This is a genomic window from Acinetobacter faecalis (assembly GCF_034187745.1).
In the GTDB taxonomy this organism is placed as follows: Bacteria; Pseudomonadota; Gammaproteobacteria; order Pseudomonadales; family Moraxellaceae; genus Acinetobacter; species Acinetobacter faecalis.
The window spans coordinates 55,840-73,383 of the sequence record NZ_JAXHPF010000007.1; the positions used below are offsets into that span (position 1 = coordinate 55,840).

Consider the following 17,544-nt stretch of genomic DNA (forward strand, 5'->3'; position numbering starts at 1 on the left):
AAGCCCTTTTAGGGCTTTTTTTATTGCCTACTGTTTTATAAGTACAATCAATCATACAAAAGAATCAACATAAAAATAATTTCAATGAATAAAACAATCCCATAAAAAAATTATGGTATTATTTTTTAGTCGTTATACACCATATAAGCAGTATTTCTTAAATTGGGACAACACAATGATTAATAAATTTCTACCAACGCTCGAAAAATTCCAAGAAACAGAAAATCAGTACATTGAATATTTTAATTCAAAAGGCGTAACTGACATTATAGGAAAAGTCATTTCCAACATGAAAGGTACGGCAGAAATTCAAGCCTCTCAAGGTGTAGACTCATGGTTAGGTTATGGGGTTTACTTACCCGCTATAGAGCGAATCTTTGCCCTGCACGAAGGCGAAACCGAAGAAGAGTTTTATTCACGCACCAAATACCCTAAAGATGTTGTTTACGCCTATACAATTCCAGATCACGACATTGCAACACTCATCGCTGCCGATAAATACAATCGTATGCACCAACAAAGTATTCCTGTAAATACGTATGTTTGGCCTTTAAATGATGATGGTTTCACAATCAACTTATTAAAATTTGAAAATCGATTAAAAGCAAAAATCTAATATAAAAAAACCAGTTATTCTTTTGAGTAACTGGTTTTAAAATTACAAATGAATTAGCTCATTTCTTGTTTCAAAATCACGAATATCAAGCTCATGTATTTCCCCGCGCCAAATCCATTTCAGCTTAGACTCTAAAAATACATCGCCCTCAAACCAAACAAATAAGCCTTCCATCATTTTCGGCCAATCTTCTTTGGTTACTACAGAACGCCCAGATATTACCGCCAAAATTGCAGCTAAAATTGTGTCATGACTCACAGCCAAACTTAATCCATTTCTTTGTTCAGGATGCGTATTGTAAATAAGCTCCAAGACATCTACCGCACCATTAATTGGCTTTTTCATTCCCGGTAAAGCATTATTCACAAAGCTATTAATAAAGCCCAATGCACCTTGCTCTTTAAAATATGGCCCTGCTTGCTTAATATCTAAAACAAAGCTTCCCGGTTCTACCAATAAACCTTGTTCTATAATTTCAATATGATGTGTATGTGATATTTGACCCGTATCATCTGCGCCTTGAATCATTAATGCAGCAGTATCAATGCAACGCTGAATTGGGCTAGAAATACAATGCTGAATTGATCGATCCGTATTATCTATTAAATAACTGCCCCAAGCTTCAGCTAAGTCCCGCCCCTGATTGGTCAATTGCAGGTCGTATCCTGCCAAGCCTTTACCAGCAGCTTCTTCTCGAATTGAATGACGTGTAAACAAAGTTACAGGCACATTGGTATCGGGCAACAAATCAATTGCCCTTAACATGCTTGTCGGAAGAAGATCTAATGCCATAATAAAAACATTGCAAATATTTACTCCACTATAGCATGAAGGAATATTTGCTCAATGCTTACTAGCCATAAGTTCTAGTGCTTGAAATGCTAGATTTTTCATATATTCATTCTTATATGCAATAAACCCACCATTTAACAATGTATCTCTTTGATTATATAGAAATGATTTTCCTTGAAGATTAACCAATCCACCACCAATACGCTCAAGCAAACACTGCCCCGCACTCGTATCCCATTCACAGGTAGGATGAAATCTTGGGTAAATATCAACTTTATCTTCAAGTATCATGCAAAACTTATAAGCACTTCCTGCTTTAAATTCCGAATACTCGGTTAACTCAGACATTGCTTGTAAATATTGCTCATATTTTGGCTTTTTTTGACTACTTTGACTTAAGCCAATTTTAATTTTCGAGTCATCATCACTCTTTGAATAAATTGACCATTGGTGAGTTTCTATTTCGTATTTAAGTGGCAAACCTTCTTCAGGCGCAATATACAAAATATCTACACAAGGAATCGCAAGTACCGCAAAAGTCGTGTGTTCACCTTCAATCAAACTTAAATTAATGGTGAATTCAGGACGTTTATGTAAAAACTCCTTCGTACCATCTAGCGGATCTAACATCCAAAACTTTTGCCAATTTTGTCGTGTTAAATGATCACCTTCTTCCGAAAGCAAAGGCAAAGCTGATATTTCAGCCAATGCAGATGTCAAAAAATGATTCACTCGATAATCTGCCTGTGTTACAGGGGATTCATCTTGTTTTTTCTCTATATTAAAAGCCAAACCAGCGCAATATTGTTGATATTCTTCTCGCAAAATTTCACACGCTTGTGTCAGAATGGGAACAAGCTGCAAAGTCAAACTGTCTTGCGGTGCTGTTGTAGGCTTAAACATAGATTACCTTTAAATATGTCAAATCACTCTAAAAAACCAACAATCATTTTCGACATGGACGGAACTTTACTCGACCTTGCTTATGATGATTTTATTTGGAATCACCTATTACCTATTCGTTATGCAGAAACGCATCAATGCACAATAGAACAAAGTAAAAATACGCTTTATGATTTTTACCAAGAACATAATCATACGCTAAATTGGTACTCTTCACGCTTTTGGACAGCAAAAGTTGGTGTGGATGTTTTAGCTATGCAAATAGAATATAAAGATAAAGTCAAAAAACGTGAAGGCTGTTTAGAACTTCTCAATTATTTAAAAGATAATGATTATCCTATTTGGTTAGCCACCAATGCCGATGCAGCAGGCTTAAAATTTAAATTAGAAAAAACACATCTAGCAAAATATTTTGATGTAATTGTAAGCTCTGAAACCATTGGTCACGCCAAAGAATTTACCCAGTTTTGGGAAATACTAGCTAAACAGCATCCATTTGACGCTGAAACAAGTTATTTTATAGATGACACTGAAAAAGTGCTAAGTAGTGCAAAAAAATTCGGTATTAAAAATTTATTTAGCATTGTACAACCATCTTCCGATAACGCACCACGCACGGAATTTGCATATCCTATGCTAAATAATTTAACCGACTTAATTGAACACTTAGAACAAGCCGAGGAACGTGAAAAATATGCGTAAATCGAATCTAGCACCAGATGCTGTCGGCATGCGTGTTGATAAGTGGCTTTGGGCTGCTCGTTTCTTTAAAACACGCTCTATTGCTAAACATGCAATTGAAGGTGGTAAAGTCCACCAAAATGGCGAGCGCGTAAAAGTATCTCGTGAAATTCGTGTTGGAATGGAACTCACCATTCAGCAAGGAATAGAAAAAAAATCTGTAATTGTAAAAGCACTTTCTGATGTTCGTGGCCCTGCACCAGTTGCACAATTACTTTATGAAGAAACAGAAGTAAGTATTGCACGTAGAGATTTGATTAACACCCAAAGAAAGATGCATAATCTAGCTCGACCTGATCACCGACCAAGTAAAAAAGACCGTAGGGATATCAGCAAGTTCAAACAAGAAAATGATCAACAATTTGACCAATCTTGGTCTTATCATGATGATTGATAGACGCGTCATATTGTGTCGTACACAGTATGATTTCAATAGAACATAAGTAAACTTTCTGTCACTATAGTCAGGTGGAAATCGATTTAATGAAATACATCCACTTGAGTATATTGTTTAGTGACATCGTATTGAGGTTATAAGATGGATGAGAATAAAGGTAAAGCGCTGAATGCTGCACTTAGCCAAATTGAGAAACAATTTGGTAAGAACACAATTATGCGTTTAGGTGATAACGCTGTACAAGCTGTAGAAGCAATCTCAACAGGTTCTTTGACTCTTGATATCGCACTTGGTATTGGCGGCTTACCTAAAGGTCGTATCGTAGAAATCTACGGTCCAGAATCTTCAGGTAAAACAACAATGACATTACAAGCAATTGCTGAATGTCAAAAAGCTGGTGGTACATGTGCTTTCATCGATGCAGAACATGCACTTGATCCGCAATATGCACGTAAACTTGGCGTAGACATCGACAATTTACTTGTTTCTCAACCAGATAACGGTGAACAAGCGCTTGAAATCGCAGATATGCTTGTTCGCTCTGGTGCAATCGACATGATCGTTGTCGATTCTGTAGCTGCACTTACTCCTCGTGCGGAAATTGAAGGCGAAATGGGTGACTCTCACATGGGTCTACAAGCGCGTTTAATGAGCCAAGCGCTACGTAAAATTACAGGTAACGCAAAGCGTTCTAACTGCATGGTGATCTTCATTAACCAAATTCGTATGAAAATTGGTGTAATGTTTGGTAGCCCAGAAACGACAACTGGTGGTAACGCACTAAAATTCTATGCTTCTGTACGTCTTGATATCCGTCGTGTTGGTCAAGTAAAAGAAGGTGATGAAATTGTTGGTTCTGAAACAAAAGTTAAAGTTGTTAAGAACAAAATGGCTCCTCCTTTCCGTGAAGCATTATTCCAAATTCTTTATGGTAAAGGCGTAAACCATCTTGGTGAACTTATCGACCTTGCTGTTCAACAAGAAATTGTTCAAAAAGCAGGTGCTTGGTATTCATATCAAGGCGATAAAATTGGTCAAGGTAAAAACAATACCATTCGCTATTTAGAAGAACATAAAGAATTGGCTGAAACAATTGAAAAATTAGTTCGCGATCAACTTCTAACAATTGGTACTGTTGTAGAAGATACAGATGAGCAAGAACCTGATCTTTTAGATGCTTAATTCAGCATTTATATTATTTAAAGAATCAATACAGAGCGCCCTTCGGGGCGTTTTGTTATTATGTTGATATAACTTTTAGCAATACACTCAATTGGGAAAATCATGTCAGACGCAAAGTTTAACAAACTGCTCGATTATGAAACCTTAAAACAGCAATTTGGTGATGATGAAGATAAAGCTCAAACATCATCTGCAACTTCTGCTTTGGTTTTTAATCCTGAAGAGCGTCTTTTTGACCACTCCACTCAAGAAACTAAAAAACCAGGCTTAACAGGCTCTCGTTTGCGTTCTTATGCATTTGCCGTACTTACCCGTAAAGAATACTCGAAAGCAGAACTCATAGAGAAACTAGCGCTATATGCAGACAATAGAGATGAAGTTCTAAAGCTTGTAGATGAGCTATCTAAAGAAAATTACCAAAGCGACCAGCGTGTTGCTGAAATTATGCTTTCAAGCCAAAAGCGTAAAGGCAAAGGTCCAAATCAAATTAAAATGAAGCTTAAAAATAAAAAAATTGATGCTTCATTAATTGCAGATGAATTAAAAGAAACAGATTGGATTCAACAAGCATATGAACTAAAAGTTAAAAAATACGGAACCGAAGTAAGTAAAGATCCAAAAATTAAAGCCAAGCAAATACGATTTTTGATGTATCGAGGGTTTGAAATGGATGCAATTATTAAAGCGATTAGCAGAAAACCAAATGATTTTGAATAAATAGAATTGAAAGTTTAGATCAATAGAGAAAATTAAATATTTTTATTATAAAACTGGTGGCAACCCTACCAGCAAGACTTCGGCACATCATTATTCTGTTACCGTTGCTACCTTCCGGTCCTGGCGGGGTTCACAGAGAACAATTGCGAAGTAACCGGCAGGGCTACCATTGCAAGGAAAGAGTATAGTGATTTTTAATGAACTTGCAAGCGAACAAAGTTAATTTTCAGTAATGATTCATCCGATTGATTATTAATAAAACAAAATAATTATTTATTCACTTTATCTTCAATATTTTTCGCTAAACTCAATATCGCTTAAATAACGTAACTTTGTAAAAGCATATTGCAATTCACTGTGCAGACGTTTTAAATATCTCTATCAAATAAATCTTTGGTTATATGTTTTAACCAATACAGCAATCTAAAATGGACATCATATTATGCTAAAAAAGCATACTCTATTTACAATAACATTGCTCTGCTCTGCTCCACTTTATGCAATTCCTATTGAGTCTCGTGGACTAAGCCAAGATGCTGGAAACTATGTAGCAGCAACAGCTCCTGCCATTAATGTATCAAATTCACCTAATGATAATACTGCTACAACGCCAACGAACGTAAATTGGCAACTTATGCAAAAAGCAGATCGTTTAGAAAATGAGTTACGTAGTTTACGTGGAAAAATGGAAGAACAAGATAACGAAATTGCACAATTAAAACACGATTTGCAAAATCGTTATACAGATTTAGACCAACGCTTAGAACTACTTCAAGAAAAAGTTGATCCGGATTCTGTTACAAAGCCAGAGGAGGATAACCAACAGGATACTCCACCCAGTACAAGCTAAGGTAGAAACATCAAATTCCAATACTGTAGCAACGTCGAGCGCTGACAAAACTGCGTATACTGTTGCATTAGAAGCTTACAAACAAGGTGGTGCTAAAAAAGCTATTGCGCCAATGCAGGCTTTTGTAAAAAACCATCCCAATAGCATCTATATTAGTAATGCCTATTTTTGGTTAGCCGAATTTAATTTAGGAATTGATCCTGCAAATTATATTGAAGCTAAAAAGAACTTTGAGATTGTTGCAAACAAATATCCAAACTCATCGAAAGCTTCTAGTGCATTATATCGACTTCATAGCATTACGCTTAATGTTGATAAAAACACAGCTTTAGCGAATAAATATAAAACTCAAATTCTATCTAATTATCCAAAATCAGAAGAAGCTGGTTTTCTGAAGTAATAAAAAAGACACCATTTGGTGTCTTTTTTATTTTTAAACAGATTTTAACGAACAATACCACGCCTAGATTGCTCAACAGAGTCAATTAAACGCTGAACTTCAGGTACAGTTGGTAGAATTTCATTACGAATTTTATCAACAGCTTCTGTTGTAGTTAAACCTGTTTTATAAATCAGTTTAAAGGCCTCACGAAGTCCTTGAATCACTTCTTTAGACCATCCTTTACGACGCATTCCCTCAACATTCATTGCTGATGCATGCGCAGGATTTCCTGAAACCATAACATAGGCAGGAACATCTTTAAGAATTAATGATGCACCGCCAACCATGCTATAAGAATCAATTTTACAGAACTGATGAATACCAGAGTTACCACCAATTACAACAAAATCACCAACATGCACATGTCCTGCAACACCTACATTATTCGCAAAAATATTGTTATTCCCCACTACACAATCATGTGCAATGTGAGTATTCACCATAAGTAAATTATGGCTACCAACTTTTGTTAAGCTATTATCTTGTACCGTTCCACGATGTAAGCTGCAATGCTCACGAATCGTATTATAATCGCCAATTTCTAGCCAAGTTTCTTCGCCAGCATATTTTAAATCTTGGCAAACTTCTCCAATACTTGCGAATTGAAAAATTTCATTATTTTTTCCAATACGAGTATATCCACCAACAACAACGTGTGAGTGTAGCTTTGTGCCTGAGCCAATGCTAACTTTAGGGCCAATAATACAATATGGTCCTACTTGCACATCTGCTGCAATTTCAGCGGATGGATCAATAATAGCCGTTGGGTGAATAAATTCGTTATTACTCATGCCTACCCTGTTCTTTGGTGTGAAATAATGATTTCTGCAGCTGCAGCAACAATGCCGTCAACCGAAGCAGTACAATGATACTTGTAAATGCCACGTTTTTGCATTACTAATTCAGATTTTAATACAAGTTGGTCACCTGCAACCACCTGTTTCTTAAATCTTACTTTTTCTGCACCTGCAAATAGGAACAAAGAACCTGGTTTTGGCTTCTCACCATTCATTACAAAGCCTAAAACACCCGAAACTTGTGCGAGCGCTTCAATAATCAGCACACCCGGCATAATTGGATATTCAGGAAAATGCCCTTGAAAAAACTCTTCATTAATTGTGACATTTTTATAGCCAACAATTGAGTTTTCAGTAATTTCTGTCACACGATCGACAAGTAAAAAAGGATATCTGTGTGGTAGATATTCACGAATTACATTAATGTTCATTGGTAATGTCGGGATCGTGAATGTTGTAGTATTAGACTCTGTCATCATAATTATTTACGCAATTTAAATGTTGATTCAAGGGATTCAATTTGTGATTGCATATGATCAAGTCGTTTGACCAATTGGGTCAATGGCACATCTGCTAATTGTTTAAAGCGAACAGCGGCTTTTTTCCAAGCATTTGTTTCCATGAGCGCAGTACCGGAAGAATATGTACCTGCCTTAGAAATATTATTTGTCACCATTGACATTCCTGTGATTGTCACATTATCGGTAATATTAATGTGACCCACGATACCAACAGCGCCTGCAAGGACACAGTTTTTGCCAATTGTTGTACTTCCAGCAATACCACATTTTGCAGCAATTGCCGTATTTGCACCAATTTTCACATTGTGAGCAACTTGCACAAGGTTATCAATAATCACACCATTTTCTAAAATAGTGTCATCTAAAGCACCTCTATCGATACTACAATTTGATCCAATGCGAACATCATCACCAACAATGACCGAACCCAACTGTACAATTCTGTGCCATTTTCCTTGGTATGGAGCAAAGCCAAAACCCTCTCCACCAACCACCGTATTTGCATGAATACGAACACGATGACCAATTTTACATGCACCTGTTAAAGTCACATGAGAATCGATAAAACACTTTTTACCTACTTCAACAAAATCATCAATTTTCACATGAGAGTTAATAATTGAATCATCGCCAACAACACAATTTTCACCAATCACAACATAATGACCAATATATGCCGTTTCTGAAACGATTGCTGACGGATGAATCTGCGCAGTATTTTCAATACCACGCTCAATTTGTTTACGCTCAAATACATGCGTAAGTATCGCAAAGGCAAGATATGGACTATCTACAACCAAGAAATTAGAATGATGTCCCTCAAGCAAGTCTTTATATTCTTGAGTCACAATAAGTGCCCCAGCTTTAGACCCTTTCGCTTGATTGATGTATTTCTCACCATTTACGAATGCAAGCTGCTTTTCATTTGCCTTTTCAAGACTAGCCAAACCCAATAACTCAAGATCGGCTTGCCCAAAAAACTTCGCTTGTACTTGCTTAGCGAGAACATCTAAGCGATAAAATTGATGATTCATAAATTATTTAATTGCATTAACCTTTTGAATGATTTTATCAGTTAAATCAGCACTTGAATCAGATGCAAGTACTGAATTTTTGTTTAAAACCAAATCTAATTTATTTTCTTTGCGTAATTGCTCAGCAGCAGTTTTTACACGAGTTTCAAATACTGTGTTTGTTGCTTGCATAGTAGTTTGCACTTTAGACTGAACTTGCTGTTGTAAAGTATTAACTTGAGCAGCTTTTGTATCAAAGTCTTTTTTCAGTTTATCAACTTCAGCTTGGCTTTTAGCAGCATTTCCTTTTTGCTGAATACCTGCTAAATCTTTTTGAAGTTGTTCAATTTGAGTTGTTTGTGGCTTAATTGATTGTTGTAAAGCACTTTGCTGTTGCTTTAAATAAGCACTACCTTGCACAACTTTGTCAATATCAACAATACCGTAATCTGCTGCTTGTACCGCTGTAAAAGCTAATCCTGATGCCAATGCTAGTAATACTTTTTTCATTTTATAAGATCCTAATTAATATTAAGGAGATTAGCCGTACTTAGAAAGTACGACCAATTTCAAATTGAATATTCTTCGTTTCATCACCTGGTTTATCATTCAATGGGAATGCATAACTTAATGATAATGGACCAATCATGGTAATCCATGTAAAGCCAACACCCACGCTATAACGCATATTACCTAAGTCAAAACCATTATTATCTTTACAGAATTGTTTATCTGTTGGAGAGTTTGGTACATCACATTGCGTATCAAATACTTGTGCACCTTCTGCAAAGATTACAGGTCTAAATTGACGCGCCCAATCACCTTTAAATGGAACAGGTAACGCAAGCTCTGTACCAAATTGTACTAAGGCATTACCACCAACCTCTTCCTCATTGGCATAGTTAGATCCACCATTTTCAAAATCTACACTTGGATATTTTGGACCTAAAGTACTATTGTCATAGCCACGTACCGAACCATAACCACCCGCATAGAAGTTTTTATAGAATGGTAAATCGTTACCGTAACCTAATTTTCCGTAACCACGTAGGACAAAATCTTTACCTAATGGGAAAAATGCTTGTGCATCATAAGTAATTTTTTGATATTCAACATCACTGCCTGGAACCGCAATTTCAGCATTCACACGATGTGATGTACCAGATGTAGGGAAGATTGGACGGTTTAATGTATTATACGACCAACCCAAATTCAGGTTAAAGGTTAAGAAATCACCCTTAAACTCTGTACCTTTGTCGATACAAGTTGTTGGGTCACTCGGATCAGTACAATTATAACCGCTAGAATTCGTTTGCTTACCACCATTCGCTAACAAATAATCACGAATATATGTAGATACATAAGGACCCGTCGTCACTTCAGTATTATCAATATTTAAACCCATGCTTACGCTTTGGTTTTCATCAATTGGATAACCAAAAGTTAAACCTCCACCAAAACTATCTGTTACATAGTTATTAACGTTGTAATCATCATCTAGCTTAGTTTTACGGTAGTACATGTTATAACCACGACGCACACCATCAATAGTGAAGTACGGATCTGTAACACTCAGGTTGTAATAATCTTGTGTTTGCGAACGAGATAAATCAATTGCAACACTATTACCTGTACCAAAGAAGTTTGTTTGACTTAAACCAGCTTGGTAAGTCATACCACCACTTTGAGAGAAACCAACAGCCAGTGTACTTGTACCTGAATGTTGTTCTTCAACAGCAACGTTTAAATCGACTTGGTCAGGCGAACCTGGTACACGCTCAGGTTTTACATCAACAGTTTTGAAATAACCAGTACGCTCTAAACGTACTTTAGATAAATCAATTTTTTCATTACTTGCTAATGCACCTTCCATTTGACGCATTTCACGACGTAATACCTGATCATCAGTTTTTGAGTTACCTGTGAAGTTAATACGACGCACAGTTACTTTTTGACCTGGATTGATATAGTAGTTTAAGCCTACTTGTTTTGATTCATTATCAATTTCAGGTACAACGTTAACTTCTGCATAGTAGTAACCAGCATTACCATATTTACGTAATAGTAATTGCTTAACATTATTTACTTTTTCTTGTGAGTAAATATCACCATCTTTATAGATTTGTAGCGTTTTTAATTCATCAGTAGAATAAAGTGCATCACCTAAGAATTTAGTTTCAGCAAATTTGAATTGATCACCTTCATCAACAGAAACTTCAACAAATATATTTTTCTTATCTTCACTAATATTTAAATTAGAGTTGTTGATATTAAAGTTGATATAACCTTTGTTTAAATATAAAGCACGAAGAGATTCTAAGCTTGCTGCCATTTTTTCACGTGCATAGCGATCGTTACGAGTAACAATCGAACTCCAGCCGCTTTCTTTAATTGCAAATGCTTGCTTAATGTCACTATCTTTAAATACTGTATTACCAATAAGGTTGATATCTACAACTTTAGCCGCTTTACCTTCAGCAAATTCTACCGTTAAATCTACACGGTTATTTGGACGTGGCGTGCTAATCACTTTTACAGTTGCTTCATAGCGACCTTGCTGCATGTATTGCTGTGCAAGTTCTGATTCAAGCGTTTGAATTGCAGATTTTTTAAGAACTTCGCCCTCTGCAACACCCATCTTCTTTAAGCCTTCTTGCAAAGCTTCTTTTGGAATGAGTTTATTGCCTTTAAATTCTACTTTAGAAATAATTGGGCGTTCTACAACACGATAAACAAGCACATCATTTTCATTTGAAGCTTTAATATCATCGAATAGCCCAGATGCATATAAGGCACGAATTGAGTCTGCAATAACAGCGTCACTTGCACGATCTCCGCTGCTTACAGGAATCAAGCCATAAACATTGGCTGGCAATAAGCGAACAAGTCCATCTATTTTTATATCACGAACGACAAAATCATTTGCTGCATATACTTGTTGTGCTGAAGCCATCGCACTAATCAGTGCTAAAGGCATAAAGAGGTTTTTGTGATGCATGCCAGTATTTTCCAATGTTAATTTATATCATCTACGTTTTATAAACGCATAAAGTCGTTAAATAACGCCAAGAGCATCATGCTCCCTAGCAATACCATACCAATTTTCAAACCAACTATTTGTATTTGTTCAGAAACCGGTTTTCCACGGATTAGTTCTATAAAATAATAAACTAAATGTCCACCATCAAGCATAGGAATTGGTAATAAATTTAATATACCAAGGCTTACACTCATAAGTGCCATAAATGAAATGAACGTTTGCCACCCCATTTCAGCACTCTGTCCAGCAACTTTCGCAATGGTAATTGGACCAGATAAGTTATCTAAACCAATTAAACCACGAACCATTTTAACAATCGAGTTTAAAATCATCCCTGAAATCTGACCTGTTTTATCAACAGCCATGGTCAGCGCTTCTATAGGCGAATATTGAATCGTTTGTTTATATTCAGCAGGTACTGTAACCTTTCCTGGATCACTTTGTACACCAAGCACACCAGAAAAATTCCCCATGTTATCCCGTTTACCCTGAGGCATTACCTCAAGTTGTACCAATTTATTCTGTCTTAATACATCAATTTTTAGTAATTTTTCTGGTGATGCTTGTACAACTCGCACAACATCAAACCAATCATTCATTTTTACGCTATCAATTGCAACAATCTTGTCGCCAACTTTCATACCTTGACGAATTGCAGCACCATCATCACTCAATTTCGTAATAACAGCCGAAATATGTGGACGATATGGTGTAAAGCCCAAAGCATCTAATGGCGATTGACTTTGATCTTTTAAAAAATGCTCAATTGGAAGTTTGAAATTTTGAAATTGTCCTGCTCGTTCTGCATCGATACTAATAACACCCGTTTCACCCACACGATCAACAAGTGCAAAGTTAAGTTTCTCCCATGAAGAAACCGATGTACCATCAATTGCAGTAATTTTATCACCCACTTGCATTTGTACTGTTGCAGCAGGTGAATTTGGTACAACACTACCAACTCGAGTATTTAACTGTTCTTGAGATGGAAGAAATAAAATCCAAAATAAAACAACAGCAAAAGCTAAATTAATAAGTGGTCCAGCAGCAACAATTGCAATTCTTTTCCATGGACTTTGTCTATTAAAAGCTTTAGGCAAATCTTCTTCTGCAACATTACCCTCGCGCTCGTCTAACATTTTGACGTAACCACCTAAAGGCAATGCAGATAATTGGTATTGAATACCCGATTTTTTAGATGTCCACTTTAGAAGTGTTGGGCCAAAACCAATTGAGTAAACTAGAACTTTAACGCCTAACTTTCGTGCGACAAAATAATGACCAAATTCATGAATCGCAATTAAAGGTCCAAGTAATAAAATGGCTGCAATAATGATAAAAATAACACTCATTTTACTACCCCGTTAATGACCAATTACAAACTGCTCAGCAACTATACGAGCTTTTTGATCAATTTGTAAAATTGTTTCAATTGATTCTGCTGGCGCATTTGCAATGCTATTTAATGTCCGATCTACAATTTGATGTATTTCAGTAAATTTTATTTTATTTTTCAAAAATGCAGCCACAGCTATCTCATTTGCTGCATTTAAAATAGTGGGGGCAAGACCACCAACCTTCATCGCTTGTCTTGCCAAATTTAGCGCAGGAAAACGACTTGTATCTGGTTCTTGAAAATTCAACTGATTATTCACAAATAAATTCAGTGGTGGCACATGTGTCTGAATACGCTCTGGCCATGCTAAAGCATGAGCAATAGGCGTACACATATCAGGATTACCCATTTGTGCCAAAGTTGAACCATCCACATACTGAACCAATGAATGAATAATACTTTGTGGATGAATTACAACTGTAACAAATTGTTCTTCTATCGCAAATAAATGACATGCTTCAATAAGCTCCAAGCCTTTATTCATTAAGGTTGCAGAATCTACAGATATTTTTTGCCCCATAGACCAATTTGGATGCTTACATGCTTGTTCAGGTGTTACCGCTTCTAACTGTTCAATTGTATGATTTAAAAAAGGTCCACCTGAAGCTGTGAGCAAAATTTGAGAAACGCCCTGTTTAGGTTTTCCATTACGCTCAGTTTGTAAATAATTTTGCGGTAAACTTTGAAAAATAGCGTTATGTTCAGAATCTACAGGTAATAGTAAAGCATTAAATTCACGTGCAGTTTGCATCATGATATCACCCGACATCACCAATGCTTCTTTATTTGCAAGCAACACACGCTTACCTGCTTTTACAGCAGCTAAAGTTGGCATTAAACCTGCAGCGCCAACAATTGCAGCCATCACTACATCTACAGATGAATGTTCCGCAACAGCAACTAGACCCGCTTCATCTGCTAAAATTTCAATATGATTTAGCTTTTGAGCATTTAATTTTTGTTTTAATTCATCAACTTTTTGCGAAGGTACAACCACAACTTTTGGACTAAACTGTTTGCATATTTGAACAAGTTCATCAATTCGGCTGTACGCTGTAACAGCAAAAACTGAATATTGATCTGGATGCTGTTCGAGTATTTTTAACGTACTTTGACCAATTGAACCTGTAACACCTAATATACAAACAGTTTGAGACATTTATAAATCTACGCCAATAAGTTTTAAAACATACATACCTACTGCAAACACTGGTGCCGCAGCAAGTAAAGAGTCAATACGATCTAACACACCACCATGACCCGGTAAAATTCGACCTGAATCTTTAATACCTGCTCGGCGTTTAATCATAGACTCTAACAAATCACCCAATACCGAACTAAATACAGTAATGATTGAAAGAATTAAAAATAGAATGTGTTGTGCAATCGTCAAATCTAAATAAACTGCTTCAACCACAATAATAATTACAGCTGAAACAAATACACCACCAAATAAACCTTCAATAGATTTATTTGGACTAACATGCGGTGCAAGTTTACGCTTACCTAATTTACGCCCTACAAAATAAGCACCACTATCTGCACCCCATACCAATAAGAACAGGTACATAAGCCACCAAGGTGAGCTATCCCATACCGAGAAAATTGCGGTAACTGCAGCAGAAACGAGTACAAAACCAATAAAATTTAATGAAAAATTATACCAGCCATCATACTCAGGATAAGACTTCACCCAATGAATGCTTAATATCCAAATAAAAATTGATGCTATCCATAGCAACAGTGCAATTTCACTGTAGTAGAGAGCAAGAGTCGAAAGTGCTGCTGTAACAATACCAAAGCCCCAAGCAAGTGGTTTAATTACATTTGCAGAGCGCTTTGGCATAAGCTTAAACCACTCATACCCAGCAACCCCAGCAGCAACAATCATCAGCATAAGCATTGGATAGTGTGATTGCGTTGCAAACATACAACTCAAAACCACAGCAACCAAAACTAATGCGGTAATAATCCGCTCTAACATGTATTAATTCTCAATATTCTTTTGTTGAACTTGCTCTGATGTTTTACCAAAACGACGTTCACGACTTACAAACTCAGCAATCGCGAGATCAAACTCTTCGACAGTAAATTCAGGCCATAATGTTTTGGTGAAATACAATTCAGCATATGCTGCTTGCCACAATAAGAAATTAGATAAACGATAATCACCGCCTGTGCGAATGAGTAAATCCACCGCAGGCAAATCACTTAAACTCACATACTGACCAAATAGGTCTGCATCAATGTCATTTATTTTTAATTTTTCATTTTGAACATCTAAGGCAATCTGCTTTGCAGCTTGCGCCATATCCCACATACCACCATAACTAATCGCAATAGTTAAAGTCATACTGTCGAACTTAGCAGTCCTTTCTTCAGCTTGCAACATAAGGTCACGCAATTTTAGAGATAAACGAGAGCGATCTCCAATAAAACGTAATGCAATGTTGAATTCCTCCATACGAGGTATTTGCTCAAGAATTGTGTCTTCCAACAACTGCATGAGTAAATCCACCTCAAATTGAGGACGGTTCCAATTTTCACTCGAAAAAGCAAAAACGGTGAGTGCCTTAATATTTCTTTTACGGCAATGCTCAACAATTGGGTCTAGGACATTTTTACCTTCACGGTGTCCACTACCTGTATCCAATTGATTTTTTTTTGCAAAACGATTGTTGCCGTCCATAATGACGGCAACATGTTTTGGAAGATATAAACAGTCTTCAACGTCGGTCATTTAATTAGACCTTCATTAATTCTGCTTCTTTCGCAGCTAAACGCGAATCTACTTCTGCTACGAATTTATCTGTCATTTTTTGAACGTCATCACCCGCACGGCGCTCATCATCTTCAGAAATTTCTTTTTCTTTCAACAATGCTTTTACATCACCCAAAATATCACGACGAATGTTACGTAGAGCAACTTTTGCATGTTCAGCTTCTGCACGTGCAACTTTCTGCATGTCTTTACGTGTTTCTGCTGTTAATGCTGGAAGTGGTACACGAATCGCATCTGCTGTAATTGGGTTTAAGCCCAAGTCAGATTCACGGATTGCTTTATCAATTGCTGAAACCATTGTACGTTCAAATGGTTGAACCAGTAATGTACGTGAATCTTCTACACCCACGTTAGCAACTTGGTTCAAAGGTACGTCTGAACCATAATAAGGTACCATTACACCATTTAGAATTGATGGATGCGCACGACCCGTACGCACTTTAGCAAAACCTTGTTCTAAAGACTCAAGCGTCTTATGCATGCGTTGTTCGCCGTCTTTTTTAAGATCGTTAATCATATGATCTTCCTTACTAAATTCTTCAAAGATGTAATTTAAAAATAGCTTGTAGTATAAAGAGCTTTCAGGCTCACGTACATTAGTTAGTAACGTGAGTACCTTCTTTTTCGCCCATTACAACCGAGAGTAGAGAACCAGATTTATTCATATCGAATACTTGAAGTGGTACATTATGATCACGACATAAGCAAATTGCTGTTAAATCCATCACACCTAGTTTCTCATCTAACACTTGGTCAAATGTTAAAGCGTCGTATTTAACTGCATCTTCGTATTTACTTGGATCTTTGTTATATACGCCATCAACTTTTGTCGCTTTCAAGATTAAATTGGCTTCAATCTCAATACCACGTAAACATGCAGCTGTATCTGTTGTAAAGAACGGATTACCCGTACCCGCAACAAATACACATACTTCGCCTTGTGTTAAATGACGAATCGCATCACGGCTTGAATACTGTTCAACAACAGCACCAATTGGTAAAGCAGACATTAAACGTGTTTTGATATTACGACGTACCAATGCATCACGTAATGCTAAACCATTCATTACAGTTGCAAGCATACCCATTTGATCGCCAGTTACACGACCAACCAAACCATCTTTTTGCAATTGACTACCACGGTATAAATTACCACCACCAACAACAATACCAACTTGCACACCTAAACCAACCAAGTGAGCAATTGATAACGACATTTGATCGAGCACTTGTGCATCGATACCCATATCTTTATTACCAGCAAGTGCTTCACCTGATAGCTTTAACAAGATACGTTCATAACGTGGTTTTTTTGAATCCAACATCATAAAAAGCTCCGATTCTCTACAAACTAT

At 36.6% G+C, this 17,544-nt stretch carries 18 protein-coding genes, 1 other RNA gene and 1 pseudogene; 6 read left to right on the forward strand and 14 right to left on the reverse strand.

The annotated features are described in order from the left end of the window. Positions 1 to 175: 175 nt before the first annotated feature. Positions 176 to 616 (forward strand): hypothetical protein, encoded by a 441-nt coding sequence (locus SKM54_RS09050; protein ID WP_154772914.1) that lies wholly within the window; start codon positions 176 to 178, stop codon positions 614 to 616. A gap of 42 nt (positions 617 to 658) precedes the next feature. Here the strand turns inward: SKM54_RS09050 and SKM54_RS09055 are convergent, their stop codons facing one another. Together SKM54_RS09055 and SKM54_RS09060 are read right to left on the reverse strand one after the other, a co-directional pair. Then, the gene (locus SKM54_RS09055; RefSeq protein ID WP_154772915.1) at positions 659 to 1,408 is read right to left on the reverse strand and encodes a histidine phosphatase family protein; all 750 of its coding nucleotides are present in this window, start codon (positions 1,406 to 1,408) and stop codon (positions 659 to 661) included. A gap of 51 nt (positions 1,409 to 1,459) precedes the next feature. Beyond that, positions 1,460 to 2,311 (reverse strand): 3'(2'),5'-bisphosphate nucleotidase CysQ family protein, encoded by an 852-nt coding sequence (locus SKM54_RS09060; protein WP_321095200.1) that lies wholly within the window; start codon positions 2,309 to 2,311, stop codon positions 1,460 to 1,462. 15 nt (positions 2,312 to 2,326) lie between these two features. Here SKM54_RS09060 and SKM54_RS09065 point away from each other — a divergent pair, with 15 nt between their 5' ends. From SKM54_RS09065 to SKM54_RS09080, 4 genes are all read left to right on the forward strand, one after another. Next, entirely contained in the window at positions 2,327 to 3,013 is a 687-nt protein-coding gene (locus SKM54_RS09065) for an HAD-IA family hydrolase (protein WP_321095201.1), read from the forward strand. Next, complete coding sequence (locus SKM54_RS09070) at positions 3,006 to 3,446, forward strand: RNA-binding S4 domain-containing protein (protein ID WP_154772918.1); 441 nt, start codon at positions 3,006 to 3,008, stop codon at positions 3,444 to 3,446. Before SKM54_RS09065 ends, SKM54_RS09070 begins: the two co-directional genes overlap by 8 nt. 144 nt (positions 3,447 to 3,590) lie before the next feature. Beyond that, positions 3,591 to 4,631 (forward strand): recombinase RecA, encoded by a 1,041-nt coding sequence (gene recA, locus SKM54_RS09075; protein WP_154772919.1) that lies wholly within the window; start codon positions 3,591 to 3,593, stop codon positions 4,629 to 4,631. 102 nt (positions 4,632 to 4,733) lie between these two features. After that, positions 4,734 to 5,348, forward strand: a complete 615-nt coding sequence (locus tag SKM54_RS09080; RefSeq protein WP_321095202.1) for a regulatory protein RecX — start codon at positions 4,734 to 4,736, stop codon at positions 5,346 to 5,348. A 63-nt stretch (positions 5,349 to 5,411) separates the two neighbouring features. Here the strand turns inward: SKM54_RS09080 and ffs are convergent. Further along, positions 5,412 to 5,508: signal recognition particle sRNA small type (gene ffs / locus SKM54_RS09085), an RNA gene on the reverse strand. Between the two features lie 279 nt (positions 5,509 to 5,787). On the opposite strand from ffs, the pseudogene SKM54_RS09090 reads away from it, so the two are divergent. Further along, a pseudogene (locus SKM54_RS09090) lies at positions 5,788 to 6,598 on the forward strand (YbgF trimerization domain-containing protein). Between the two features lie 44 nt (positions 6,599 to 6,642). Here SKM54_RS09090 and lpxA read toward each other — a convergent pair. The 11 genes from lpxA to pyrH form a co-directional block, all read right to left on the reverse strand. Next, complete coding sequence (lpxA, locus tag SKM54_RS09095; protein WP_321095203.1) at positions 6,643 to 7,431, reverse strand: acyl-ACP--UDP-N-acetylglucosamine O-acyltransferase; 789 nt, start codon at positions 7,429 to 7,431, stop codon at positions 6,643 to 6,645. Positions 7,432 to 7,433: 2 nt separating this feature from the next. Beyond that, a complete protein-coding gene (gene fabZ / locus SKM54_RS09100) occupies positions 7,434 to 7,913 on the reverse strand; it encodes a 3-hydroxyacyl-ACP dehydratase FabZ (protein ID WP_154772942.1) in 480 nt (159 codons plus the stop codon). Between the two features lie 5 nt (positions 7,914 to 7,918). Then, on the reverse strand, positions 7,919 to 8,992 hold the full coding sequence (lpxD, locus tag SKM54_RS09105) for a UDP-3-O-(3-hydroxymyristoyl)glucosamine N-acyltransferase (RefSeq protein ID WP_321095204.1): 1,074 nt from the start codon (positions 8,990 to 8,992) through the stop codon (positions 7,919 to 7,921). A 3-nt stretch (positions 8,993 to 8,995) separates the two neighbouring features. Next, positions 8,996 to 9,481, reverse strand: a complete 486-nt coding sequence (locus SKM54_RS09110; RefSeq protein ID WP_154772923.1) for an OmpH family outer membrane protein — start codon at positions 9,479 to 9,481, stop codon at positions 8,996 to 8,998. Between the two features lie 40 nt (positions 9,482 to 9,521). Then, complete coding sequence (bamA, locus tag SKM54_RS09115) at positions 9,522 to 11,969, reverse strand: outer membrane protein assembly factor BamA (RefSeq protein WP_321095205.1); 2,448 nt, start codon at positions 11,967 to 11,969, stop codon at positions 9,522 to 9,524. Between the two features lie 38 nt (positions 11,970 to 12,007). Next, entirely contained in the window at positions 12,008 to 13,363 is a 1,356-nt protein-coding gene (gene rseP, locus SKM54_RS09120; protein WP_321088252.1) for an RIP metalloprotease RseP, read from the reverse strand. A 12-nt stretch (positions 13,364 to 13,375) separates the two neighbouring features. Further along, complete coding sequence (ispC, locus tag SKM54_RS09125; RefSeq protein WP_154772926.1) at positions 13,376 to 14,566, reverse strand: 1-deoxy-D-xylulose-5-phosphate reductoisomerase; 1,191 nt, start codon at positions 14,564 to 14,566, stop codon at positions 13,376 to 13,378. Then, entirely contained in the window at positions 14,567 to 15,391 is an 825-nt protein-coding gene (locus SKM54_RS09130; protein WP_154772927.1) for a phosphatidate cytidylyltransferase, read from the reverse strand. 3 nt (positions 15,392 to 15,394) lie between these two features. Further along, complete coding sequence (uppS, locus tag SKM54_RS09135) at positions 15,395 to 16,147, reverse strand: polyprenyl diphosphate synthase (RefSeq protein ID WP_321095206.1); 753 nt, start codon at positions 16,145 to 16,147, stop codon at positions 15,395 to 15,397. 4 nt (positions 16,148 to 16,151) lie between these two features. Further along, complete coding sequence (gene frr / locus SKM54_RS09140) at positions 16,152 to 16,706, reverse strand: ribosome recycling factor (RefSeq protein ID WP_154772929.1); 555 nt, start codon at positions 16,704 to 16,706, stop codon at positions 16,152 to 16,154. Positions 16,707 to 16,785: 79 nt separating this feature from the next. After that, positions 16,786 to 17,514, reverse strand: coding sequence for a UMP kinase (gene pyrH, locus SKM54_RS09145; protein WP_154772943.1), 729 nt, complete (start codon positions 17,512 to 17,514; stop codon positions 16,786 to 16,788). Positions 17,515 to 17,544 lie beyond the last annotated feature (30 nt).